21 protein-coding genes and 2 pseudogenes are annotated in these 21,186 nt (G+C 68.7%); 14 read left to right on the top strand and 9 right to left on the bottom strand.

Annotation, left to right across the window (positions count from 1 at the left end; all coding sequences use genetic code 11):
• Positions 1 to 11: 11 nt before the first annotated feature.
• From ACN20J_RS02930 to ACN20J_RS02955, 6 genes are all read left to right on the top strand, one after another.
• Positions 12 to 1,241, top strand: a complete 1,230-nt coding sequence (locus ACN20J_RS02930; protein WP_419665114.1) for an acyl-CoA dehydrogenase family protein — start codon at positions 12 to 14, stop codon at positions 1,239 to 1,241.
• Positions 1,242 to 1,360: 119 nt separating this feature from the next.
• Entirely contained in the window at positions 1,361 to 1,819 is a 459-nt protein-coding gene (locus tag ACN20J_RS02935) for an RrF2 family transcriptional regulator (RefSeq protein ID WP_419665115.1), read from the top strand.
• A gap of 138 nt (positions 1,820 to 1,957) precedes the next feature.
• A complete protein-coding gene (locus tag ACN20J_RS02940; RefSeq protein ID WP_361905330.1) occupies positions 1,958 to 2,059 on the top strand; it encodes a putative leader peptide in 102 nt (33 codons plus the stop codon).
• Positions 2,060 to 2,386: 327 nt separating this feature from the next.
• Positions 2,387 to 3,493, top strand: a complete 1,107-nt coding sequence (locus ACN20J_RS02945; RefSeq protein WP_361996584.1) for an aliphatic sulfonate ABC transporter substrate-binding protein — start codon at positions 2,387 to 2,389, stop codon at positions 3,491 to 3,493.
• A gap of 50 nt (positions 3,494 to 3,543) precedes the next feature.
• Positions 3,544 to 4,332 (top strand): ABC transporter ATP-binding protein, encoded by a 789-nt coding sequence (locus ACN20J_RS02950; RefSeq protein WP_419665116.1) that lies wholly within the window; start codon positions 3,544 to 3,546, stop codon positions 4,330 to 4,332.
• Positions 4,319 to 5,245 (top strand): ABC transporter permease, encoded by a 927-nt coding sequence (locus ACN20J_RS02955; protein ID WP_419665117.1) that lies wholly within the window; start codon positions 4,319 to 4,321, stop codon positions 5,243 to 5,245. The genes ACN20J_RS02950 and ACN20J_RS02955 overlap by 14 nt, the downstream gene beginning before the upstream one ends.
• Before the next feature lie 24 nt (positions 5,246 to 5,269).
• Here ACN20J_RS02955 and ACN20J_RS02960 read toward each other — a convergent pair whose 3' ends face one another.
• Positions 5,270 to 6,331: a hypothetical protein gene (locus ACN20J_RS02960; protein ID WP_419665118.1), complete on the bottom strand. Its 1,062-nt coding sequence runs from the start codon at positions 6,329 to 6,331 to the stop codon at positions 5,270 to 5,272.
• On the bottom strand, positions 6,328 to 6,687 hold the full coding sequence (locus ACN20J_RS02965; protein WP_419665119.1) for an ArsR/SmtB family transcription factor: 360 nt from the start codon (positions 6,685 to 6,687) through the stop codon (positions 6,328 to 6,330). The genes ACN20J_RS02960 and ACN20J_RS02965 overlap by 4 nt, the downstream gene beginning before the upstream one ends.
• A gap of 159 nt (positions 6,688 to 6,846) precedes the next feature.
• On the opposite strand from ACN20J_RS02965, the gene ACN20J_RS02970 reads away from it, so the two are divergent.
• The 4 genes from ACN20J_RS02970 to ACN20J_RS02985 all read left to right on the top strand — a co-directional run bounded on the left by ACN20J_RS02970 (position 6,847) and on the right by ACN20J_RS02985 (position 11,489).
• Complete coding sequence (locus tag ACN20J_RS02970) at positions 6,847 to 7,044, top strand: hypothetical protein (protein ID WP_419665120.1); 198 nt, start codon at positions 6,847 to 6,849, stop codon at positions 7,042 to 7,044.
• A gap of 72 nt (positions 7,045 to 7,116) precedes the next feature.
• Positions 7,117 to 7,617, top strand: a complete 501-nt coding sequence (locus ACN20J_RS02975; protein WP_419665121.1) for a MarR family winged helix-turn-helix transcriptional regulator — start codon at positions 7,117 to 7,119, stop codon at positions 7,615 to 7,617.
• A 122-nt stretch (positions 7,618 to 7,739) separates the two neighbouring features.
• Positions 7,740 to 9,725, top strand: a complete 1,986-nt coding sequence (locus tag ACN20J_RS02980) for an MFS transporter (RefSeq protein WP_419668818.1) — start codon at positions 7,740 to 7,742, stop codon at positions 9,723 to 9,725.
• A gap of 354 nt (positions 9,726 to 10,079) precedes the next feature.
• Positions 10,080 to 11,489: an erythromycin esterase family protein gene (locus tag ACN20J_RS02985; RefSeq protein ID WP_419665122.1), complete on the top strand. Its 1,410-nt coding sequence runs from the start codon at positions 10,080 to 10,082 to the stop codon at positions 11,487 to 11,489.
• 54 nt (positions 11,490 to 11,543) lie between these two features.
• On the opposite strand, the gene ACN20J_RS02990 is transcribed toward ACN20J_RS02985, so the two are convergent.
• The 3 genes from ACN20J_RS02990 to ACN20J_RS03000 form a co-directional block, all read right to left on the bottom strand.
• Positions 11,544 to 12,383 (bottom strand): alpha/beta fold hydrolase, encoded by an 840-nt coding sequence (locus tag ACN20J_RS02990; protein ID WP_419665123.1) that lies wholly within the window; start codon positions 12,381 to 12,383, stop codon positions 11,544 to 11,546.
• Positions 12,384 to 12,654: 271 nt separating this feature from the next.
• Positions 12,655 to 13,227: a GNAT family N-acetyltransferase gene (locus tag ACN20J_RS02995; protein ID WP_189841960.1), complete on the bottom strand. Its 573-nt coding sequence runs from the start codon at positions 13,225 to 13,227 to the stop codon at positions 12,655 to 12,657.
• A gap of 114 nt (positions 13,228 to 13,341) precedes the next feature.
• Complete coding sequence (locus ACN20J_RS03000; RefSeq protein WP_419665124.1) at positions 13,342 to 13,797, bottom strand: winged helix-turn-helix transcriptional regulator; 456 nt, start codon at positions 13,795 to 13,797, stop codon at positions 13,342 to 13,344.
• Between the two features lie 70 nt (positions 13,798 to 13,867).
• On the opposite strand from ACN20J_RS03000, the gene ACN20J_RS03005 reads away from it, so the two are divergent.
• The gene (locus tag ACN20J_RS03005; RefSeq protein WP_419665125.1) at positions 13,868 to 14,668 is read left to right on the top strand and encodes an NAD(P)H-binding protein; all 801 of its coding nucleotides are present in this window, start codon (positions 13,868 to 13,870) and stop codon (positions 14,666 to 14,668) included.
• 75 nt (positions 14,669 to 14,743) lie between these two features.
• On the opposite strand, the gene ACN20J_RS03010 is transcribed toward ACN20J_RS03005, so the two are convergent.
• Complete coding sequence (locus tag ACN20J_RS03010; protein ID WP_361918930.1) at positions 14,744 to 15,466, bottom strand: TetR/AcrR family transcriptional regulator; 723 nt, start codon at positions 15,464 to 15,466, stop codon at positions 14,744 to 14,746.
• A gap of 74 nt (positions 15,467 to 15,540) precedes the next feature.
• Between ACN20J_RS03010 and ACN20J_RS03015 the strand changes: the two genes are divergently transcribed.
• Entirely contained in the window at positions 15,541 to 17,151 is a 1,611-nt protein-coding gene (locus ACN20J_RS03015; protein WP_361918974.1) for an FAD-dependent monooxygenase, read from the top strand.
• Between the two features lie 30 nt (positions 17,152 to 17,181).
• Here ACN20J_RS03015 and sigJ read toward each other — a convergent pair whose 3' ends face one another.
• Positions 17,182 to 18,120, bottom strand: a complete 939-nt coding sequence (sigJ, locus tag ACN20J_RS03020; protein WP_419665126.1) for an RNA polymerase sigma factor SigJ — start codon at positions 18,118 to 18,120, stop codon at positions 17,182 to 17,184.
• Between the two features lie 150 nt (positions 18,121 to 18,270).
• Between sigJ and ACN20J_RS03025 the strand changes: the two genes are divergently transcribed.
• On the top strand, positions 18,271 to 19,371 hold the full coding sequence (locus ACN20J_RS03025) for a nuclear transport factor 2 family protein (protein WP_419665127.1): 1,101 nt from the start codon (positions 18,271 to 18,273) through the stop codon (positions 19,369 to 19,371).
• A 49-nt stretch (positions 19,372 to 19,420) separates the two neighbouring features.
• On the opposite strand, the pseudogene ACN20J_RS03030 reads toward ACN20J_RS03025, so the two are convergent.
• Positions 19,421 to 19,729 (bottom strand): annotated as a pseudogene (locus ACN20J_RS03030) (DUF5110 domain-containing protein); the annotation flags it as partial.
• Between the two features lie 15 nt (positions 19,730 to 19,744).
• Here ACN20J_RS03030 and ACN20J_RS03035 point away from each other — a divergent pair.
• Positions 19,745 to 20,122 (top strand): annotated as a pseudogene (locus tag ACN20J_RS03035) (TIM-barrel domain-containing protein); the annotation flags it as partial.
• 58 nt (positions 20,123 to 20,180) lie between these two features.
• Here ACN20J_RS03035 and ACN20J_RS03040 read toward each other — a convergent pair.
• Positions 20,181 to 20,939, bottom strand: a complete 759-nt coding sequence (locus tag ACN20J_RS03040) for a CBM35 domain-containing protein (RefSeq protein ID WP_419665128.1) — start codon at positions 20,937 to 20,939, stop codon at positions 20,181 to 20,183.
• Positions 20,940 to 21,186 lie beyond the last annotated feature (247 nt).

The raw sequence follows: 21,186 nt of genomic DNA on the forward strand, positions 1-21,186 counted from the left end.
AGACCAGTCCCATGGGCTTTGCCCCCGCGCCGTCCGGCCCCGCGCCGGAGTCCGACCGGACCGCGACAGGCCGTGCGCACTGGCTGCGCGTGGCCCGCGAGACGGCGGACGACCTGGCCACGGACGCGGTGGTCCGGGAGCAGGCGGGCAAGGTCCCGTTCGACGAGGTGTCCCGGCTGCGTGAGGCGGGACTGCTGACGCTGCTGATACCGGCGGAGCTCGGGGGCGCGGGCGAGAGCTGGCCGACGGCCTACGCCGTCGTCCGGGAGATCGCCGCGGCCGACGGCGCCATCGGCCAGCTCCTCGGCTGTCACTACTTCATGTCGTGGAGCGCCCGGTTCTTCACCGAGCCCGCCCTCGCCGCGCAGGTCGGGCGGCAGTCCGCGGCGGAGCAGTGGTGCTGGGGCGGCGGTTTCAACCGTCAGGAACCGCCTCTCGCACTGAACAGGACCGCCGGCGGTTACCTGCTGGACGGCCGGCAGAGTTACGTCACCGGGGTCCTGGTCGCCGACCGGCTCGTCGTACGGGCCGTGCGGACCGACACCGGCGAACCGCTCGCCGTGGTCGTCGATCCCTCCCGGCAGGGCGTGGTGATCGACGGTGACGCCGACCCCTTCGGCCAACGGCTCGCGGCCGGCGGCAGCGTGGAGTTCGACGGCGTGCCGATCGGCACCGACGACGTACTCGGCTCCCTGTCCGCGGACGAGGACGCCCTGTCGCCCGTAGCCTCCCTGGCGTCACCGGTCGGGCGACTCGTGTCCGTCCAGCTCCGTCTGGGCATGGCCGAAGGGGTGCTCGCCGAAGCCCGTGAGTACAGCCGAGCGGGCCACTCCCCCTGGGACCCGGCGTGGCCGACCGGCTCTCCGCAGGACCCGCAGGTGCTTGCCACCTACGGGGAACTGACCGTCCTCAACCGCTCCGCGTCCGCGCTCACCGATCAAGCTCTGGATGCCTTGCAGGGCGGGCTGGCGCGCGGCGAAGACCTCACGTACGACGAGTACGCGGAGATATCGGTCCTCGTGGCGATGGCCGAAGCCGCCGCCTCCAGGGCCGTGCAGGAATGCACCGCTCGCGCACTGGACGTCATCGGCGCCCGCTCCACGTCCTCACGGCTGGGCTTCGACCGCTTCTGGCGCAATGCCAGGACCCACACCTTGTACGAGCCCGTGGCCGACCGGCTCCGCGATGTCGGGGACTACTTCCTCAACGGTGCGCACCCCCCGTTCGTCCTGCCCGCCTGACCTCGCAAGACCCTGTCTTGATCACGGCGACCTGAACCGTTCGGCCGCCGGGTGAGAACGGGTGCCCGGCATCCCGCCCGCGGCGCACGCCGACCGAATTCGTACGGGATAATGAACGCATGCGGATCTCAGCCAGGGCGGACTACGCGGTACGTGCCGCACTGCAGCTCGCCGCGTCACGCGATGACGGGCCGCTGAAGGCGGAGGCCATCGCCGACGCCCAGGACATCCCGCACAAATTCCTCGAAGGCATCCTGAACGACATGCGCCGGGGTGGACTCGTCCTCAGCCAGCGCGGCGGCAACGGCGGCTACCGGCTGGCCAAGTCCCCCGAGTCCATCAGCATCGCCGACGTCATCCGCGTCGTGGACGGACCGCTGGTCTCGGTCCGCGGGGTCCGCCCGCCCGATCTGTCCTACACCGGACCCGCCCAGTCACTGCTTCCCCTGTGGATCGCACTGCGCTCCAACGTGCGCGAGATCCTCGAAGGCGTGTCCCTCGCCGACGTCGCGTCGGCCGAGTTGCCCGCCGGAGTATCCGCGCTGACCGAGTCCCCCGGCGCCTGGACAAACCCCTGACCGCAGGGCCGATCCCAGCCTGATCTCACAAGACGAGATCAGGCTGTCCATCATATGAACACCCTCTTGGGGTGAAGGCCACCTTCTGTCACGATCCCCATCAACCAGGTGGGAAAACTAGGGAACTGCGGGGTGGCCATGAGAACGCACAACCGCACAGACCGGTTGCAGCCCCTTCTGACCTCGCGTCGCCACATCGACCTCGGCCGTACGTCCAGCGCCATCTGTCGACCCGTCTGACACCGTCCGCGGAACCCGGTGGCTCACGCAGAACACCGCTGCACTCCCTGCCGCCCCGACCCAGTCGGCGCCCCGGACGCTCTTCGACACTCCTCGGCCGACCGCGTCACCCGCACATCCCGCTGACCGCATGCCTTCGGGCATGGCGTGGCTGTGTCGGCGACGCACCGACCACTCCGGCGACACCCGCCACGTTCCGCTCCTCAGCCCGCGACGGCATTCCGCCACCGAGGGCCGGTAGTGGAGTGCTGGTGCGCTACGCGCCAATGGGCTTTGCGCCTCGCGTTTCCGAACCTCCTGACAACCCATCCCTGAGAGGACACCTCCGTGTCTGCCGCACGACCGCTCACCACCCTGCGCACGATCGCCGCCATAGCCGCGCTTCCCCTGCTCGCTCTCACTGCCTGCGGTTACGGGTCCGAGTCGAAGGACAACGACACGTCGAAGGTGGCGGCCGAGGGCAAGAAGCTCTCCGCGGACACCGTGCGGATCGGCTACTTCCCGAACCTGACGCACGCCACCGCCCTGGTCGGCGACCAGGAGGGCCTCCTGCAGAAGGAACTCGGCGGCACGAAGGCCACCTACTCGCAGTTCAACGCGGGCCCCGCGGAGATCGAGGCGCTCAACTCCGGGTCGATCGACATCGGCTGGATCGGTCCTTCGCCTGCGATCAACGGTTACAGCACCACGGACGGCAAGGGCCTGCGGATCATCGGCGGCTCCGCGTCCGGCGGTGTGAAGCTCGTCGTCAACCCGGACAAGGTCAAGTCGCTGAAGGACGTCAAGGGCAAGAAGATCGCCACCCCGCAGCTGGGCAACACCCAGGACGTGGCGTTCCTCAACTGGATCGCCGAGCAGGGCTGGAAGGTCGACGCGCAGAGCGGCAAGGGGGATGTGTCGGTGGTCCGCACCGACAACAAGATCACCCCGGATGCCTACAAGTCCGGTTCCATCGACGGTGCGTGGGTGCCCGAGCCGACCGCGTCCAAGCTGGTCGCCGAGGGCGGCAAGGTCCTCCTGGACGAGGCCGACCTGTGGCCCGACAAGAAGTTCGTGATCACCAACATCATCGTGTCGCAGAAGTTCCTTGCCGCTCACCCGGATGTGGTGCAGGCGGTGCTGCGGGGCTCGGTGAAGACCAACACGTGGATCAACGCCAACCCCGACAAGGCCAAGGCGGCCGCGAACGCCAAGCTGCAGGAGCTGTCCGGCAAGCCGCTGCCGGCCGACGTGCTGGACCCGGCGTGGAAGTCGATCCAGTTCACCGACGACCCGCTGGCCTCCACCCTGAACACCGAGGCCGACCACGCGGTCAAGGCGGGCCTGCTCAAGAAGCCGAAGCTGGACGGCATCTACGACCTCGCCCCGCTGAACAAGGTCCTCACGGCCGAGGGCAAGAGCACGGTCGACGACGCCGGACTCGGCGTCAAGTAACCCCGCACACCCGCCCCTTTGTCCGCATGAGTTCCCAGGAGGTGACGACCATGGCAACCGCCCTCGCCAAGGCCGCCGACGCCACTACGTCGGTGGAGTACGCCGCGCGGATCGAGCACGTCTCGAAGTCCTTCACCACCCCCGCCGGCCGCCAGCTCGTCCTGGACGACATCACCCTCGATGTCGCCCCCGGCGAGTTCGTCACCCTCCTGGGAGCCTCCGGCTGCGGCAAGTCCACCCTGCTCAACCTCGTCGCCGGCCTCGACCAGCCCACCGCAGGCGGCATCAGCACCGATGGCCGCCCCGCCCTGATGTTCCAGGAACACGCCCTGTTCCCCTGGCTCACCGCGGGCAAGAACATCGAACTCGCCCTGAAACTACGCGGCGTGGCCAAGGCCGAGCGCCGGGAGAAGGCCGAGGAACTGCTGGCGCTCGTCCGGCTGGCGGGCGCCTACGGCAAGCGGGTGCACGAGCTGTCCGGCGGCATGCGCCAGCGGGTCGCGCTGGCCCGCGCGCTCGCCCAGGACAGCAAACTCCTCCTGATGGACGAGCCGTTCGCCGCCCTCGATGCCATCACCCGCGACGTGCTGCACGACGAACTGACCCGCATCTGGCGCGAGACCAGCGTGTCGGTCCTGTTCGTCACCCACAACGTCCGCGAAGCCGTACGACTGGCCGAGCGCGTGGTGCTGCTGTCCTCCCGCCCGGGGCGTATCGCCCACGAGTGGACGGTCGACATCCCGCAGCCACGCCGTATCGAGGACTCCGCCGTCGCGGAACTGTCCGTCGAGATCACCGAACAACTGCGTGGGGAGATCCGCCGCCATGGCCAGCACTGAGACCGGGGTCGACATCAAGAAGGACGACTCCCCGGCGGGCGCGGAGCCCCAGGACCCGCACGATCTGGCGGGAGTGGAGGCCGGCCTCGACGCGCTGGATTCGGTGCGGGTCGACCGTACGCCGTTGCGCGAGACCTTGACGGGCAAGGTGTTGCCGCCCGTCGTCGCCGTGGCGCTGGTTCTGGTGGTCTGGCAGGTCCTGGTCTGGGCGAAGGTCACCGACAGCTACAAGCTGCCCGCAGCGTCCGCGGTCTGGAACGAGCTGACCGACGCCTGGCGGCAAGGCACATTGCTGGAGTACATCTGGACCAGCGTCTCGCGCGGCCTGCTCGGCTTCGCCATGGCCCTCGCCATCGGCACTCCCCTGGGCCTGCTGGTCGCCCGCGTGAAGTTCATCCGCGCGGCCATCGGCCCGATCCTGTCCGGACTCCAGTCACTGCCGTCCGTGGCGTGGGTGCCGCCCGCCGTGCTCTGGCTGGGCCTCAACAACTCGATGATGTACGCGGTGATCCTGCTCGGCGCGGTCCCCTCGATCGCCAACGGGCTGGTCTCCGGCGTCGACCAGGTACCGCCCCTGTACCTGCGGGCCGGCCGCACCCTGGGCGCCACCGGGCTGCGCGGCACCTGGCACATCGTGATCCCGGCCGCCCTGCCCGGCTACCTCGCCGGCCTCAAGCAGGGCTGGGCCTTCTCCTGGCGCTCCCTGATGGCCGCCGAGATCATCGCCTCCTCACCCGACCTGGGCATCGGCCTCGGCCAACTCCTTGAGAACGGCCGCACCGCCAACAGCATGTCCATGGTCTTCCTCGCCATCCTCCTCATCCTGATCGTCGGAATCGCCATCGACCTGCTCATCTTCAGCCCGCTGGAGCGGCGGGTGCTGCGCAGCCGGGGCCTGCTGGTCACCCACTGAACGGCAGGTTCGTGACCGGTGCGGTCAGCCGGTCCAGGGCTGCCACCGGTCTTCCTGTGCGGGGTCGATACTGCTGCCCCACACCAGCGCCCCACCGACCAAGCCCGGCCTGTCCCGCGTAGCCAGAGCCGGGGCTTCGAGCATGTCGGCGGCCTCTTCCAAGTAGGTGACCAGCGTGTCCAGTTCGTCGCCTGGGTACTCGTTGTAGCGAGACCACCGGCCCAGGTAGCCGGTCGCGGCATCCAGGTACAGCCCCGAGGTGCCGTCGGCCGGGCCCAAGGCGACAACCGGAATCCAGGTTGTCTTCCACACGGTGATTCGCTCGTCCTCGGGACGGTCCGTGTTGAAGGTGTCCTCGTGAGCCTGGGAGTCCGTCTTCAGCCGGTAGGTGGCGGCCACGGCGTCCAGGGACATCAGAGCCCAATTGCCCGGAAGGCATCCGCCGCCATTGACTCCGTCGTCACCCGCCGTCAGCAGCCACAGGACGTGCAGTTCGACGGGTATCCGGATGCCGAGGTCGCCCTCCAGGGCGGCGATGGCGGCGGGGCCGGCACCGGCACGGAGCGCGGCGTAGGAATCGGGAGCGTTGCGCTGGAGCCAGCCGGTGATGCGCTGCCAGGCGTCAGCGACCTCCCGGACGGTGACCGCGTCGGTGGCTGGGTCGGCGGGCCCCTCCTCCTGCTCCCGGTCCTGGGCGTCCGCAACGGACTCGGCGGACCCGACCGACCCGGCGGACTCCGCGGACTCGGCGAAGGAGATCGGGTTCACGTACCGAATCTCGATCCGGTCGGGCTCCCGGATGTAGCCGACGGCCAGGGCGGGGCAGTCCTCAAACAACTCGCCGTCCACCGTCACGGTGAGGATGCCTGGCAGATTCGAGGGCCGACCCATGTCCGGGTCGTCGGCCAACTGACCGGCCAAGACCTTCAGGGCGTACGGGACACCGGCCCCGAACTGGGCGGCGGTGTCTCGCACGAACGGGGGTAACTCGACGTCCACGACGTGGTGTTCCTTGCTGGTCGGATGGAAGGCGAGGCGGGGCCTGCGGTCGACACGAATTCGGCGCCCCGCCTCAATGGGCGTCACGCACTCTCGATGTCCGCCACAAGGATCGGATGGTCGGCGTCGGCGCCCTCGTTGATGACCAAGTCCATCAGGTGAGGGAAACGTTGGTCGAGGTCGTCCTTGCGCAGGGCGTTGACGCGGAGTGTGCCGACGTCGTGCTGCTGGATGAGGCCGGCCTCGCGCAGGATGCGGAGGTGGCGGGTGAGGGCCGACTTCCCGACGGCCGGATAGAAGCCCTTACAGGCCAGGCCCGGCCGGGAGGCGAGCGTCACGACGATGGCCAGCCGGGTGGGGTCGGCCAGCGCGCTCATGATCTTGAAGAGGTCGAAGTCCTCCAAGTCGGGGTGCACGAGCGGGGAAGACGTGCGGCTGGCCATGGGCCAAGGGTACCGGGTCACCTGCCGCCATGTTCGCAAGAATGTGTACATTGGCTACGGTGAGGCGGCGGGAAGTGATCCATGCCCCCGCTCCCCCACGCATTGGAGACACCCACGCCCTTGGCCTCTTCCGCAGTCGCGTCCGGATCCTCTATCGGCGTGGGGATCATCGGGCTCAGCGTCTCCGGCGGCTGGGCAGCCGCTTCCCATCTGCCCGCGCTGCGCACCCTGGACGGGTTCGACATACGCGCACTGAGCACGTCCAACCCCGACTCCGCCCGCAGGGCGGGCGAGCAGCACGGGCTCGGGACCGTCGGCCCCGACGTCACCCCTCCCCCAGCCACCACCCCTCCCTGACACCCCTCCCGCAGCCCGGAGATTCTTCTTACCAATTTTTCATAGGGTGCCTATGTAAGTGCGCGATACTTGATGACTGTGGATCAGTCGCATCCGGAGGACCGCCTCCAGGAAACCGCGCGAGCGCTGGCCGACCTCGCTTCTGTCGTGGTCAGGGCCGTGACAGACCGGCGGGGTATGAGCTTCACCGCCGCCTCCGCTCTCGCCCGGCTGGAGCGGGAGGGGCCGGCCCGGCTGACCGCGCTGGCGGCGGCGGAAGGTGTCACTCAACCGTCGATGACCCAGTTGGTGCAGCGTCTGGAACGGCAGGCGCTGGCGCTGCGGATCGACGACCCGCAAGACGGCCGGGTCACCCTGGTCGCCATCACGGACACCGGGCGGGAGGTTCTCGCCGAGCGCCGACAAGAGCGTGATGACCGCCTGGCCGCCCTGCTGTCCTCCCTCCCCGAAGAGGAGCAGCACGCCTTGGCAACAGCGATGCGGACCGCCCTGCCACTCGTGCAGCAGATGCTGCTCCAGGACGGAACACAGCAGCCTCCCCTCCTCGAACAGCACAGCACCGGGAGCGAGTGATGACCCCCGAGCAGTCCCACGTACCCACAGCCGCCGACAGGGGGCAGGGCAGCCACAAAACGTGGATCGGCGTGGATCATCCCCGCTACAAGTGGGTCGCGCTCACCAACACCACCGTGGGCATGCTGCTGGCCACGATCAACAGCTCGATCGTGCTGATCTCGCTGCCCGGGATCTTCACCGGTATCCGGCTCGATCCGCTGGAGCCCGCGAATGTGAGCTACCTGCTGTGGATGCTGATGGGCTACATGCTCGTCACCGCGGTGCTGGTGGTCGCCCTCGGCCGGCTCGGCGACATGATGGGCCGGGTCCGCATCTACAACGCCGGCTTCCTGATCTTCACGCTCACCTCGGTGGTGCTGTCCCTCGACCCGTTCCACGGCGGGAGCGGGGCGCTGTGGCTGATCGGCTGGCGCATCGTGCAGGCTGTCGGCGGCTCGATGCTGATGGCCAACTCCGCGGCCATCCTCACCGACGCCTTCCCCGCCCGTCAGCGCGGCATGGCTCTGGGCGTCAACATGGTGGCGGGCATCGCGGGGTCGTTCATCGGCCTGGTGCTGGGCGGAGCCCTCGTGACGTGGAACTGGCGGTCGGTCTTCTGGGTCAACGTGCCCATCGGCCTGATCGGCACGGTGTGGGCGTACAAGTCGTTGCACGAGACGGGCGTGCGCAGGCCGGGCCGGATGGACTGGTGGGGCAACATCACCTTCGCCGTCGGACTGAGTGCCCTGCTCGCCGGTATCACGTACGGCATCCAGCCCTACGGCGGCCACACCATGGGCTGGACCAACCCGTGGGTGCTGGCCGGGCTGATCGGCGGTGTCGCCATGCTCGCGGTGTTCTGCGTGGTCGAGATGAAGGTCGCCGAGCCGATGTTCCCGCTGCGTCTGTTCCGCAACGCGGCATTCGCGGGCGGCAACGCGGCCACCCTGCTGGGGTCGATCGCGCGCGGTGGCCTGCAGTTCATGCTCATCATCTGGCTGCAGGGCATCTGGCTCCCCCTGCACGGCTACGACTACGCCGACACCCCACTCTGGGCCGGCATCTACATGCTGCCGCTGACCGCCGGATTCCTGATAGCCGGGCCAATCTCCGGAGCGCTGTCCGACCGGTTCGGTGCGCGGCTGTTCGCCGCATCCGGATTCGCGGTGATGGCGGCGTCGTTCGCGGGACTGCTCATGCTGCCCAGCGACTTCCCGTACGGGATCTTCGCGGCACTGATCTTCCTCAACGGGGTCGGTGGTGGCCTCTTCGCGGCGCCGAACACCTCGATCGTCATGTCGAACGTCCCGGCCGATGCCCGCGGTGCCGCCTCCGGCATGCGCGCCACGTTCCAGAACGCCGGCATGGTGCTGTCCATGGGCGTGTTCTTCTCACTCATGGTGGCCGGCCTCTCCAGCACGCTGCCCCACACCCTGAGTTCGGGCCTCACCGCCCAGGGCGTACCGGCACACGCCGCCCACACCGTCGCCGAACTGCCCCCGGTGGGCGTCCTGTTCGCGGCCTTCCTCGGCTACAACCCGATCCAGCACCTGCTCGGCCCGGACGTCCTGACGCACCTCTCGCCGACTGCCTCGGCGCACCTCACGGGGCGTGAGTTCTTCCCCCACCTGATCTCGCAGCCGTTCCACGACGGTCTGGTCATCGTCTTCTCGCTCGCCATCGCCATGTCCCTGGCCGCCGCTGCCGCTTCACTGATCCGTGGCCGCACCAAGGCGTTGCCCACTTCACCGACATCCGTGACGCCGGCTGCCGCGGCGCCCACTCAGGCAGCCGCCGAGGTCGACTCGGCCCCGCCACCCGCCCTGGAACTGCGCGGCAGGGTACGGGACAGCGCCGGCGAGCCGCTGGTCCACGCCACCCTCACACTCGTCGACCGCTACGGCCACCAGAAGGCCATCGCCAGATCGGGTCAGGACGGGGCGTACGAGCTGGCATCGGCGGAACCCGGTTCGCACATGCTGGTCGTGTCGGCCAAGGGGCACGAGCCCCGCGCCGTACAGGTCACCACGGGAGAGGAACCGGCCCTCTCGGACCTCACCCTGACAGCGGTCTGCGGTGTGGAGGACACCGTGCGTCAAGCGCACCGCGACCGCACCGCCGACTGACGGACACTGGGCCCGCGCCCGTGCGCCGCTGCCGTGCTGTTCGCGCCGACCGGTGGGCACCTCGTCCACCCTTCCGAAATTTAGGGTTCCTCTAGCCTTCCCCGGTCTCTCTCTCTGAACTTTCCCCCAGCGTCGCTGTGCCGGGGTGGTTCGGTCGCCCGGACCAATTGAGTTGACCCAGTGACATGACATGGGACAGGGCCCGGCGGAAGCCGGGCCCTGTCCCATGCCCCGAAGCCTCCGGAAACCGTGGACATGGTGGTGCCAGGAGTCCCGGCAGTAGTGTCTGCGGTACCCGGAGGTGGGCAGCGTATGGGTTGGAGACGACCCCTGTGCGCACGGGAATCTGTAGCCATGACGCGACGCAAGGCAGTAATCATTCCCACGGTCCTCCTCTCCCTCGGCGCCCTGGCGGTTGCCACTCCGGCCATCGGCGATGCCATGGACAAGTCATCGACTCCGGATTCGGCGTCCGCCGGCCGCTCCAAGGCTTCGGCAACGGGGCAACGCGTGGGCGGCGTGGTCGACGCCATCGAGCGCAGTGCCCACCCATTGAGGAGCCCCGAGCCCGAAGGCAGTCTGCGGGACCTGGACGCGCTGGGCCGTATGGTCAAGGACGCCGAGGTGGTGGGTCTGGGCGAGGCCAGCCACGGATCGCAGGACTTCTTCCGTATGAAGCACCGGGTCTTCCGTTACCTGGTGGAGCAGAAGGGCTTCCGGACCTTCTCCCTGGAGCTTGCCTGGAGCAGCGGTCTGCGGCTCAACGACTACGTAGTGAACGGCAGAGGCAACCTCAAGGACATAGCGAACGAGGAGTTCCAGGGGGCGTACCGGATCTGGAACAACCAGGACTACATCGACCTCATCGAGTGGATGCGGGACTACAACCGCCGGCACCCGAAGGACAAGGTGCAGTTCATGGGCAACGACATGGGCTACGCCGGGCCGGAGCTGTACGAGAAGGTGACTGACCAGGTGGCGCGCGAGTACCCGCAACTGCTGGAGCGCGTCACCGAGTTGTACCGCGGTCTGGCGCCGACAACCGACGCCGGCACCTACAGCGAGGACTACCTGAAGCTGCCACTGGCGGAGCGCCAGGAGCGGGCGGAGCGGACCGGGAAGGTGTACGAGCTGCTGCGCAAGCAGCGCCCCGGCTCCGGCGCCGACCGGCTGGAGCACCTGCGGACCGTGCAGCACGCCAGGGCCATCCACCAGATGGCCAAGGGCTACTCCCTCGACATCACCGACGAGGCCCAGGTCGCGGAGATGATGAGGCTCCGCGACCAGGTGATGGCGGACAACGTGGCCTGGTGGAACAAGCACACCGGTGACCGGATCCTGCTGTCGGCGCACAACACGCACGTGTCGTACGACTCCTTCGACGAGCGGTACCCCAAGACCCAAGGGGCGTTCCTGCGTGACGTGTTGGGCAGGAGGTACGTCAGTATCGGCTTCAGCTTCTTCAAGGGCTCCTTCAAGGCGTTCGGCACCGACGACAACGTGATGCGTACCTACCGCGTGGGTGCCGCGAAGCCGGGCTCCAACGAGGAGACCCTGGACAAGGTCCGCCAGGACGACTACATCCTCGACATGCGCACGGTTCCCAACTCCGCGCGCGCCTGGCTGGACAAGTCGCGTGTCACCTGGAACATCGGCGCCGGGTGGCCCGACCCCGTGACGTACAAGATCGCCCTCGGCCAGGCACACGACGTCCTCATCCACCTGAACGAGATCGAGGCCACCGAGTACCTGGGCAAGCCCTGAACCCCCAGGGTGAGTCCGAAGGCCCGAGCACCGCTCACATCGAAGTCGAGTCTTCTACTGCTCACGGCGCAGGAAGTCGACGACCAGGTCCGTTGTCGCCTGCGGCTGCTCTTCTGTGATCCAGTGCCCGCAATCCGGGATGACCGCGTCTTCGACGTTGTCGGCGACGCATCGCAGCACCTCGCCGATTCCTGGGCCGAAGGTTGCTTCGCCGCCGAAGGCCAGGACCGGCATCTGAAGCTTGCACTGCGCGAGGAACGTCCTGTTGTCGGCCGCGTCCTGGGTGAACGCCAGGAACTGGGCGAAGCTGGCTCGCATTGCGCCGGGTTGGGCGTAGAGCGCCGCATAGTGCTCGCGCTTCGCTTCGTCGAACCGCTTCGGCTCCACGGAGAGTTCGTTCCAGAAGCGGTCGAGATAGATGCGCTCGCGGCCGGCGACCAGGCGCTCCATGTCGTGACCGCCGAAGCCGAAGTGCCACATGGCCGGATCCTGGGTGATCTGGTCCCAGGGCCCGATACCGGGCAGCGGTGCGTCGATCGCCACCCATCGGCTCACGCGCTCGGGGTGGGTGGCGACAGCTGCGTAGCCGACCATGATGCCGATGTCGTGCGTCACCAGTTCGATCGCGTTCACTCCCAGGGCGTCCAGGACACCCCACACGTCCGCCGCCTGGTTCTTCTTGTCGTAGCCGCTGTCAGGCTTCGACGAGAGACCCAGCCCACGCAGGTCGGGCGCGATCACCATGTGGTCCTCGATGAGTGCACTCGCCAGATGGCCCCACATGTCACCCGTTGTGCCAAAGCCGTGCAGCAGGACGACCGCTGTACTCCAGGTTTGCCGGGAACAGGGCTCCCACAGCGAGGTCGGCCGGGCGACAGAGGGGCGTTCGGGCATGGCAACCCCGCCTGGACGGCACGGCTCCCTGGCTCTGCGCACTCATGGCGCGTCCTCTTGAGGAACTGGATCAGAAGCGGTCGCGAATCCGCGTCGTGCCTTTGAACATAGCCGACCGGTTGACTATGTTCCATCGTGTGCTGGACGCCGCTCCCACGAGGCCAGGCCGCTGACCTGCGATGGAAGGAAGGAGCTATCAGCAGAGAGGAAGCTGGTCGTGATTTCGGGCGGCCCGGAGCACCAAGTTGAACCCATGGGTTCCTGCCGACTGTCAGCTCAGGTCGAGGCGCATCAGGATGCGGGGATGACCGGCCAGTACCGAAGTGGTGTCGGCGGCGTGGGTGAACCCGGCGCGTTCGAAGTTCTTGCGGAGCCCGGCGTACGCCATCGTCATGTCGACCTTGGCGTCTCCGTTGTCGAGGGGGTAGGCCTCGATCACCGGTGCGCCCTGGTCGCGGGCGTACTCGACCGCCCCGGCGATGAGAGCGTGCGAGATCCCCTGCTTCCGATGCCCGGGGCGTACGCGGATGCACCACAGCGACCAGACCGGGAGGTCGTCGACGTGCGGGATCTTGCGGTTGCGCGCGAAGGAGGTGTCCGCGCGCGGCGCCACCGCGGCCCAACCGACAGGCTCTTCACCGTCGTAGGCGAGCACTCCTGGTGGGGGTCCCGTGCGGCACAGTTCGGCGACGTATTCGCCTCGGGCAGGCCCGCGAAGCTCGTTGTTGAGCTTGGACGGGATCCGGTAGCTCAGGCACCAGCAGACGTTTGCCCCGGGCGACTTCGGGCCCACCAGGGTGCGGACGTCCTCGAAGACCACAGCCGGGCGCACTTCGATGGTCATGCCATCACGATGGCACGGCGGGTGCGTTGACGCCGCGCGACGTTCCGGCGGCACGGGCCCCGGGCCGGACCCGGATCGGCCGGGTGCCGTAACGGGTTCACTGGACTCGCGCGGTCAGTGAGCGTCCGAGTCCTGGTGGGCCGTGTCCTCGTGAGCCGAGTCCCATGCCTCGTGGGAGGCGGCGATGGCCGGGCGATGGGCGATCGACCAGTCGGCGAGGGCCTTTACGAGGTGGGTCAGGCTGTGTCCCATCTCGGTCAACTCGTACTCGACCTGCGGCGGGACCGTGGGATACACCGTGCGCCTCACCAGGCCGTCGCGCTCGAGGCGGCGGACGGTGAGCGTAAGCATGCGCTGCGATATGTCGCCGGGGATGGCGCGCTGGAGCTCCTTGAACCGGCGGATGCCGGAGGCGAGTTCGACCACCACGTAGACGGACCATTTGTCGCCGAGCCGGTCCAGCACGTCCCGGACACCGCACTCGTCCTGCGGTGTGTCACAGATGATCACGGGTTCCGCGACCGCCGGGGCGGTCGCCGGGCTGGTTACCGCCGTGTGCCCTGCTGACATGAATGTGCCTCCTTATGCGATCGAGTTCCTCTGCTGAGGATGGAACCACACAGCTCAGGAGGGACTTCCCATGATTCTGGTCACCGGCGCCGCCGGGGCACTCGGACAGCTCGTCGCCCAGCAACTGGCGGTACGCGACGACGTGGTGCTCGGCACCCGCGCACCCCGTTCCGCGGGCGAGCGCCGCGTCGACTTCGACGATCCGGCATCGCTGGACTTCTCTGGTGTGGACACGCTGTTGCTGATCTCCGCGGGGTTCGGCGAGGACGACGTGGTCGTCGCCCGTCACGACGCGGCCATCACGGCGGCCGAGAAGTCAGGCGTACGGCACATCGTCTACACCAGCCTGAGCGGCGACGGCGACCACCTCGCCTACGCACTCCCCCATCGCTGGACCGAACGCCGAATCCGGCAGAGCAGCCTGGAGTGGACGATCCTGCGCAACGGCCTGTACGCCGAGTTCCTGGCCGCCATCGCCGCCCCGGGCCCCGACGGGACGATCACCGCGCCGCTGGGCACGGGTCGTCTGGCCGCCGTCGCCCGCGAGGATCTGGCGGAAGTGGCCGCTCGCGTGGTGAGCACCCCGCAGCGGCACGCGGGCCGCATGTACGAGCTTGTCGGCGAAGATGCCCTCGGCGGTGCGGAGTTGGCGGCAGCGACCGGCGGCTCCTACGTGCCGGGCTCACTCGCCCGAGCCCGGGAGACGATCGCTGCGGCCGGCGAGGCACTGCCCTATCAGTTGCCGATGCTGGTGGGGACGTACTCGGCGATCGCGGCCGGCTTCCTGGACGGCACGGGCATCGAACACAATGCGCTGCGCGAGCTGTTGGAGCGGGAGCCGCGGTCCGCTCTGGAGGTGTATGCGGCGTGAGCCGAGGCTGGGCAGTGCTGCCGGATCCCGGCATAGCTGGTGGCAGAGCCGCTACCAGCGCTTCCGCACCAGGCCCTAGCGGTGTGCGAGGCCGTCGATCATCAGGGCGAGGGTGAAGTCGAACCGGTCGTGGCCCTCGCCGGCGGTGAGTTCGGCGGCGTGGCGGGTGGTGTGGGGGAAAGCCTCGGCGGGGAGGGCGGCGAACCGGCGTAGCAGTTCCTCGCGGTCGTGGACCCAGACAGCGTCGTCGTCTGCTGCTCGTTGGCGTGCGATCGATACCTCGAGGCAGTAGGCGGCCACGTACAGCAAGAGGGCGTCGATGGCCCAGGCGGCGGCCTGCGGGGCGACGCCGCCGGCGAGCAGGATCGCCAGCATTCCTTCGCTGACGCGTACGGTCTCGAGGTCGGTGGGGGCCATGGCGAGCGCGGCGCGCGAGATTCCGGGGTACTTCAGGTACTGGTCGCGGATCTGGGTGCACACCGCTCGGATCTGCTCCCGCCAGGCCGCGGGGTCGGGCTCGGGCAGCACGAGCTCGGCGCACAGCCGTCCGATGAGCAGCTCGTCGAGGTCGGCCTTGTTCACCACGTGGGCGTAGAGCGAGGCGGGTCCGGTATCGAGCGCGCCTGCCAGTCGGCGCATGGTCAGTGCCTCGTAGCCCTCTGTGGCGATGACACCCAGCGCGGTGTCGATGACCTGTTCCACGGTGATGGGCGCCTTGCGGCGCCGCGGCCTGGGACCGGCTTCGGCCTCGGGGATCGGCGGCTGGTGGCGCGCCGCGCGTCGCTCTCTCGGGTTCACCCGGCCATCATAGCTTGACTCGAACAGTGTTCGCAGATAGAACAGCGTTCGTGAAAGTGGATGCGAAGCAGGACATGGACGTGACTGTGGTGGGAGCCGGGCCGGTGGGCCTCGTGCTCGCGGCCGAGCTGGCGCTCTCAGGGGCAACGGTGCAGGTGATCGAGCGACTGGCCGAGCCGGCCGAGGCGATGAAGGCGGGGTCGATCAACGTGCCGACGGCCGAGGCGCTCGACCGCCGTGGCCTGCTTTCTGCCGCCGAACAGGTGCAGCGAGAGATCCTCGGGCGGGTGGGGTCGTTCGCCCGCAAGGCCAACGACCAGCGGCCCAGTGGCGGCCGGCAGCCCGGTAGCGGGCGGCGAGCACCCGACTCGCGGTTCACCGGGCATTTCGCGGGGATGGTCCTCGACGCCGACCTCGTGGACTGGTCCGACGCCGACCTCGCCGCGCACACGGCGGTCGCCGGAGCACGGATGGTGCCGCAGCGTGAGCTGGAGGAGCTGTTGGCCGGACACGTCGCGCGACTCGGCATACCGGTGCGTCGCGGGATCGAGGTCACCGCGCTCGAAGACACCGGCGACGGCGTGCTCGTCGGCACCACCGCCGGCCCGGTACGCACCGGGTGGCTGGTCGGGTGCGACGGCGGGCGCAGCACCGTACGCCGCCTCGCGGGCATCGAGTTCCCCGGCACCGACCCCGAACTCACCGGACACCTGGCGCTCGTCGACATCGCCGACCCGGAGAAACTCGAGAACGGATGGGCGTGGTCGGCCCAGGGTGCGTACCGCTACGGGCCACAGCCAGGGCGGGTGGTCACCGTGGAGTTCGACGGCGCTCCCACCGGCCTCCCCCGCACTCGGCTTCGCTCGCGCGGAGGGACCCCCATGGCACCGGTCACCCTGGACGAGGTGCAGGCCAGTCTGCGCCGGGTCTCGGGCACCGACGTCACGCTGACCGCGCTGCGCGGCGCCGCGACGCGCTGGAGCGACAACGCCCGTCAGGCCGCGGCCTATCGGTCGGGGCGGGTGCTTCTTGCGGGCGACGCCGCGCACGTGCACTCGCCGTTCGGGGGTCAGGGGCTCAATCTCGGGGTCGGCGACGCGATGAACCTCGGATGGAAGCTCGGTGCCGTGGTCGCCGGGTGGGCGCCCGAAGGGCTGCTGGACACCTACGACGCCGAACGTCGTCCGCTCGGTGCCTGGGTGTTGGACTGGACGCGGGCGCAGATCGGGGTGATGCGCGGGGACGCCAAGTCGGCCGCGCTCCGGGAGGTCGTCGGCGATCTGCTGAGCACCCGGGACGGCACGACCTACGCGGTCAAGAAGATCTCGGGTGTCACCCAGCGCGTCGACCTGCCCGGCGACCATCCGCTGGTCGGCCGGTTCGTCCCCGACCTGCGGCTCAGGGACGGGTCCCGTCTGGTCGACCACGGTCACGGCGGCGGGTTCCTGCTGCTCGACCGCACTCCGGACGGCGCGTTCGCCCGCCTCGCCACTTCCTGGGCCGGGCGAGTGACCAGCGTTGCCGACGAGCACGCGACGCCGACCGGGGTGTTGGTACGCCCGGACGGGGTGGTCGCCTGGGCCTCCGACACCACTGACATCGCCGCCGTCACCGGCCTCGAATCCGCCCTGCACCGATGGACCGGCTCACCGTCGTCCTCACCCGGTCACATACCGGTGGGCTGAACCCCAGTCGTCGGCCTCGGCCGATGCTCCTCAACTGCTCCGCCAGGGACGGAGCTTCTCGGGGTTTCGCACCGCCCAGATGTGCCTGATCCGGTCGTCCACGATCTCGAAGGCGAACACGGTCGCGATGTCGCCGTCCTGCTGCGCCACCAGGCCGGGCAGGCCGTTGACCGTGCACTCCAGGAACGTCGTGCGGTGGCCCGCCACCCGGGCGATCTCGGCGTAGGCACGTGCGATCTGCTCGCCGCCCACGATCGGGAGCAGGTGGGTGACGGCCAGGCCGCCGCCGTCGGCGGTCGCGGTGGCCTCGGGGTCGAGCAGACTGATCAGGGCATCGATGTCCTTGGCCTGCCATGCCGTTCTGAACTGCCTGACGATCCCGGCCTGCCCGGCACTCGGGCCCGCAGGGGTCTGTGCGGTGCGGATGCGACGTCGGGCGGACGAGGCCAGTTGGCGGCACGCCGCCGGAGTGCGGCCCACGATCTCGGCGACCTCGCCGAAGGGGTAGCGGAAGACGTCGTGCAGGACGAACGCGACGCGCTCGGCCGGGGTCATCGCATCAAGGACGACCAGGAAGGCCATTGTCACCGACTCGTCGAGGGTGACCCGATCGACCGGGTCGCTGCCGCCGGCGCCCGAGCGGTCGGTGATCCACTCCGTGGGATCCGGCAGCGGTTCCGGGATCCAGTCGCCCACGTACGTCTCCCGCCTGACCCGCGCCGAGTCGAGCAGGTTCAGACAGATGCGGCTGGCGACCGTCATCAGCCAGGCGCCGGGCGACTCGATGGCCTGCCGCTCCCCTGCGGACATGGCGTACCAGCGGGCGTAGGTCTCCTGCACGACGTCCTCGGCGTCGGCGAGGGACCCGAGGAGTCGATAGCCGAGATTGATCAACTGGCGCCGCTCGCTCATGATCGCGCTGAGGCCCGGATCACTCTTGTCGTCACCGGTCTCGGCTCTGCTGGTCATGGTCTGGCCGTCTCCCTAGCTCGGTTCTGTGCCTCTACCCATTACGACAGGACAGCTCGTCGGAATGTGAGGTCGCCGCGCCACCTCACATTCCGCAGGGCTGCGCTGTCGTACCGGTGAGGACGACAACAGGACCGAGAGGTGATTCCCATGAACGACTTCCAGGCCATCGCGGACCGCGTCGAGATAGAGGCACTGCGCGGCGAGTTCACGGACGCGGTGATGATGCGCGACCGACCCCGCCTGGCGTCGCTGTTCACACCGGACGGTGCCCTGCGCATGCCCAACATCCCCGCCGAGCAGATCGGCCGGGAGGAGATCCGTGCCGGGGGCGAGCGGCTGCAGAGCCTGTGGGACTTCTTCGTACAGAACACACACCCCGGCACGATCCTGCTCGACGGCGACACCGCGACCGGCCGCGCCTACATCCAGGAACTCGCGCGCACCCTCGACGGACGCCAGGGCCTGAACTACGCCGTCTACCACGACCGCTACCAACGCACCGCGGAGGGCTGGAAGTTCAGCGAGCGGGTGTATGAGGTCAGGTACCTCGACACCTCCCCGCTGGCGGGTACGGCGCCCCGCGCGGAGCAGGGCTCCGGAACCAACCCGGCAGACGCCACGGCCGCCCCGGCTCCGGACGTGTCCTTCGCCGACCCGGTATCAGCCGAACGACTGGAGCGGGTGGCCGCCGCGTTGCGGGCGGGCGGCTTCACAGCCGAGATCCTCGACGACGTCTCGGCCGCTCGCTCCCGCATCAAGGAGCTGGTTCCCGAGGGCGCCAGCGTGCTCACCGGGGCCAGCGAGACCCTCCGGCTGTCCGGCATCGACGAGGACATCAACACCGGCGGCCGGTACGACGCCATCAGGCCGCGCGTCCTGGCCATCGACCGTGCCACCGGCGCCGACGAGATCCGAAGGCTGGTCGCCGGCCCCGACTTCGTCGTCAACAGCGTCGCCGCGGTCACCGAGACCGGCTCGCTCGTTCTTGCCTCGGGCAGCGGCAGCCAACTCCCCGCCAACGCGGGCGGCGCCGCCAACGCGGTCTGGGTCGTCGGCGCGCAGAAGGTGGTGCCCGACCTGAGCACTGCGCTGCGCCGCGTCGAGGAGCACGCCCTGCCGCTGGAGAACGCCCGCGCCCAGGCGGCGTACGGGATGCCCAGCGCCATCAACCGCCTGCTCATCCTCAACGCGGAAACCCGCCCGGGGCGCGGCACTGTGCTGCTTCTCCGAGAGGCCATCGGGTACTGACCCCGGCCTCGACGGCCGGGGCGTACGACGAACGGTCCGTTTCTGCGGGTCAGTGGTAGGTGAGTGTGAGTGGGGCGTCGATGTCGTGTCGAGGGAGTTCGACGGTCAGCGTGCGGGTTGTGCCGTCCCAGTGATGGGCGTCGGCGGCCAAGGGCTCGCCGTTGACCGAGATGCCTTTGGGTGCCTGGGCGTTGAGGAACTTGACGGTCCACTCGCGGTGGGTCACCTGGCGGTGGAAGGAGCCGGTCGCGGGGCCGATCCGCAGGGTGTGTCCGGAACCGTTCTCGGTGTATTTGATTCCGGTGGTGGCACTCTGTGAGGCCTTTGTGGTGGTGCCGTCGTCCGCGTAGAGGTTGTACCTGCCGGATGCCCTGGTGACGCCGTCTCCACCTGGGGCACTCTCAAAGGCCGAAGTCGGTTACACGGCCGGCGAATCGGCGGCCACCGGTCTGTCCGCCATCAGCCACGACATCGGCGGGCACGGCGACGCTACGGGCCTGACGGGTCTGAGACGTACACCGTGGACGGGGAGACCCACTCCACCGCCAAACTGCCGGACGACATGTACGCCCGCTGGGTCCAGTTCGGCACTTTCCAGCCCATCGACCGCCTGCACAGCACCCACAGTGACCGACTCCCCTGGCAGTACGGAGCGGCGGCCCGGGCCTCCGCGGGCAAGTTCCTCAACCTTCGCGAGAGCCTCGTCCCGTACACCTACACGCTCGCCCACCAGGCGAGCACCACCGGCCTCAACTCGATGCCGGTGTTCGTCAAGTCCGGCGGCATCGTGCCGACCAGGACGGGCAAGGTCACCACCGATGTTCAGAACCCGCTGAGTTCGGTTGCAGCAGCGCCAGGCTGTCGATGTTGACGTTGCCCGAGTCACCGGTGGCGCGCTTCAGCGAGATCGTGTGGCGGCCGGCGTCGAGTTGCACCGAACTGGCGGCCTGGGCCCAGGAGTTCCAGTCAGACGTTGTCGGCAGGCTGAGTGTCCAGTCCGTGCCGTCAATGGACAGCGTCAGGGTGCGCCTCTTGTGCTGGCTGTCGCCGGCGACCCCGTTGGCGTAGCGGACAGCGAACCGGTAGCGGCCGGTTGTCTCGACACTCGTGTCAACGGTCAGTGCATCACCGGTGTTCTCGAACCCGGCAAGGAAGCCGGTTCCGGTGTATCCGGAATGGTCCGAAGCAGTCGCCAAGCCGTTGTACGCCATGTCCTCGGCCTCGCACAGCGTGTCGGCAGCACACGTCGCGCGCCGCCAGGGCGTGGCGATTACCCGTCGGCCCCCTGCCTTCAACTCCACCGACAGATTCTTCGAGTTGAAGGGACCCGACCCCACCTTGTACTTCAGAGTCATCGCGCTGGTCCTGAGGGTGAGCCACCCGTCGGAGGTACGCGAGGTGTACGGCGTGCGCGCGAAGCCGTCGCGGCCGATCGCGTTGAAGGTGGCTGCGTCGAGGAACGAGCCGTCGCCCGCGTACTCGGTACGGATCAGAGTGGGAGACAGCACCTGGAAGCGGGCGTCTCCCGATCTCACCGTGGAGAACCGTTGAGCCTTCTGATCCCCCACGGAATTCCGTCCGGCCCCGATCAGGACCGCCGCCGCCAAGGCGACTGATAGGGCAAGGGCGATTAACAGATACCAGCGCGCATTTCGGCGCAGTGCAGGGATGGTTGGTCTCGATATCAATGGACGCTCTGTTCTCGATATGCCTTAGGAGTTAGAAACACTCGGCCGCGGATCTGGACGTCGACTTGTTCGGCTCCAGGCAGACCTGCCGTCGGCGGCCTCGACCGGTCGCGAGCGTGTGTGAACG

This window comes from Streptomyces sp. 2-1, assembly GCF_048564895.1.
Lineage (GTDB): Bacteria > Actinomycetota > Actinomycetes > Streptomycetales > Streptomycetaceae > Streptomyces > Streptomyces phaeochromogenes.

What these genes read in the sequence shown, in the direction of transcription:
- ACN20J_RS02930 (WP_419665114.1), top strand. Translation starts at nt 12, where the DNA reads ATGGGCTTTGCCCCCGCGCCGTCCGGCCCCGCGCCGGAGTCCGACCGG.
- ACN20J_RS02935 (WP_419665115.1), top strand. Translation starts at nt 1,361, where the DNA reads ATGCGGATCTCAGCCAGGGCGGACTACGCGGTACGTGCCGCACTGCAG.
- ACN20J_RS02940 (WP_361905330.1), top strand. Translation starts at nt 1,958, where the DNA reads ATGAGAACGCACAACCGCACAGACCGGTTGCAGCCCCTTCTGACCTCG.
- ACN20J_RS02950 (WP_419665116.1), top strand. Translation starts at nt 3,544, where the DNA reads ATGGCAACCGCCCTCGCCAAGGCCGCCGACGCCACTACGTCGGTGGAG.
- ACN20J_RS02955 (WP_419665117.1), top strand. Translation starts at nt 4,319, where the DNA reads ATGGCCAGCACTGAGACCGGGGTCGACATCAAGAAGGACGACTCCCCG.
- ACN20J_RS02965 (WP_419665119.1), bottom strand. Translation starts at nt 6,687, where the DNA reads ATGGCCAGCCGCACGTCTTCCCCGCTCGTGCACCCCGACTTGGAGGAC.
- ACN20J_RS02975 (WP_419665121.1), top strand. Translation starts at nt 7,117, where the DNA reads ATGACTGTGGATCAGTCGCATCCGGAGGACCGCCTCCAGGAAACCGCG.
- ACN20J_RS02980 (WP_419668818.1), top strand. Translation starts at nt 7,740, where the DNA reads ATGCTGCTGGCCACGATCAACAGCTCGATCGTGCTGATCTCGCTGCCC.
- ACN20J_RS02985 (WP_419665122.1), top strand. Translation starts at nt 10,080, where the DNA reads ATGACGCGACGCAAGGCAGTAATCATTCCCACGGTCCTCCTCTCCCTC.
- ACN20J_RS02990 (WP_419665123.1), bottom strand. Translation starts at nt 12,383, where the DNA reads ATGCCCGAACGCCCCTCTGTCGCCCGGCCGACCTCGCTGTGGGAGCCC.
- ACN20J_RS02995 (WP_189841960.1), bottom strand. Translation starts at nt 13,227, where the DNA reads ATGACCATCGAAGTGCGCCCGGCTGTGGTCTTCGAGGACGTCCGCACC.
- ACN20J_RS03000 (WP_419665124.1), bottom strand. Translation starts at nt 13,797, where the DNA reads ATGTCAGCAGGGCACACGGCGGTAACCAGCCCGGCGACCGCCCCGGCG.
- ACN20J_RS03005 (WP_419665125.1), top strand. Translation starts at nt 13,868, where the DNA reads ATGATTCTGGTCACCGGCGCCGCCGGGGCACTCGGACAGCTCGTCGCC.
- ACN20J_RS03015 (WP_361918974.1), top strand. Translation starts at nt 15,541, where the DNA reads ATGGACGTGACTGTGGTGGGAGCCGGGCCGGTGGGCCTCGTGCTCGCG.
- sigJ (WP_419665126.1), bottom strand. Translation starts at nt 18,120, where the DNA reads ATGACCAGCAGAGCCGAGACCGGTGACGACAAGAGTGATCCGGGCCTC.
- ACN20J_RS03025 (WP_419665127.1), top strand. Translation starts at nt 18,271, where the DNA reads ATGAACGACTTCCAGGCCATCGCGGACCGCGTCGAGATAGAGGCACTG.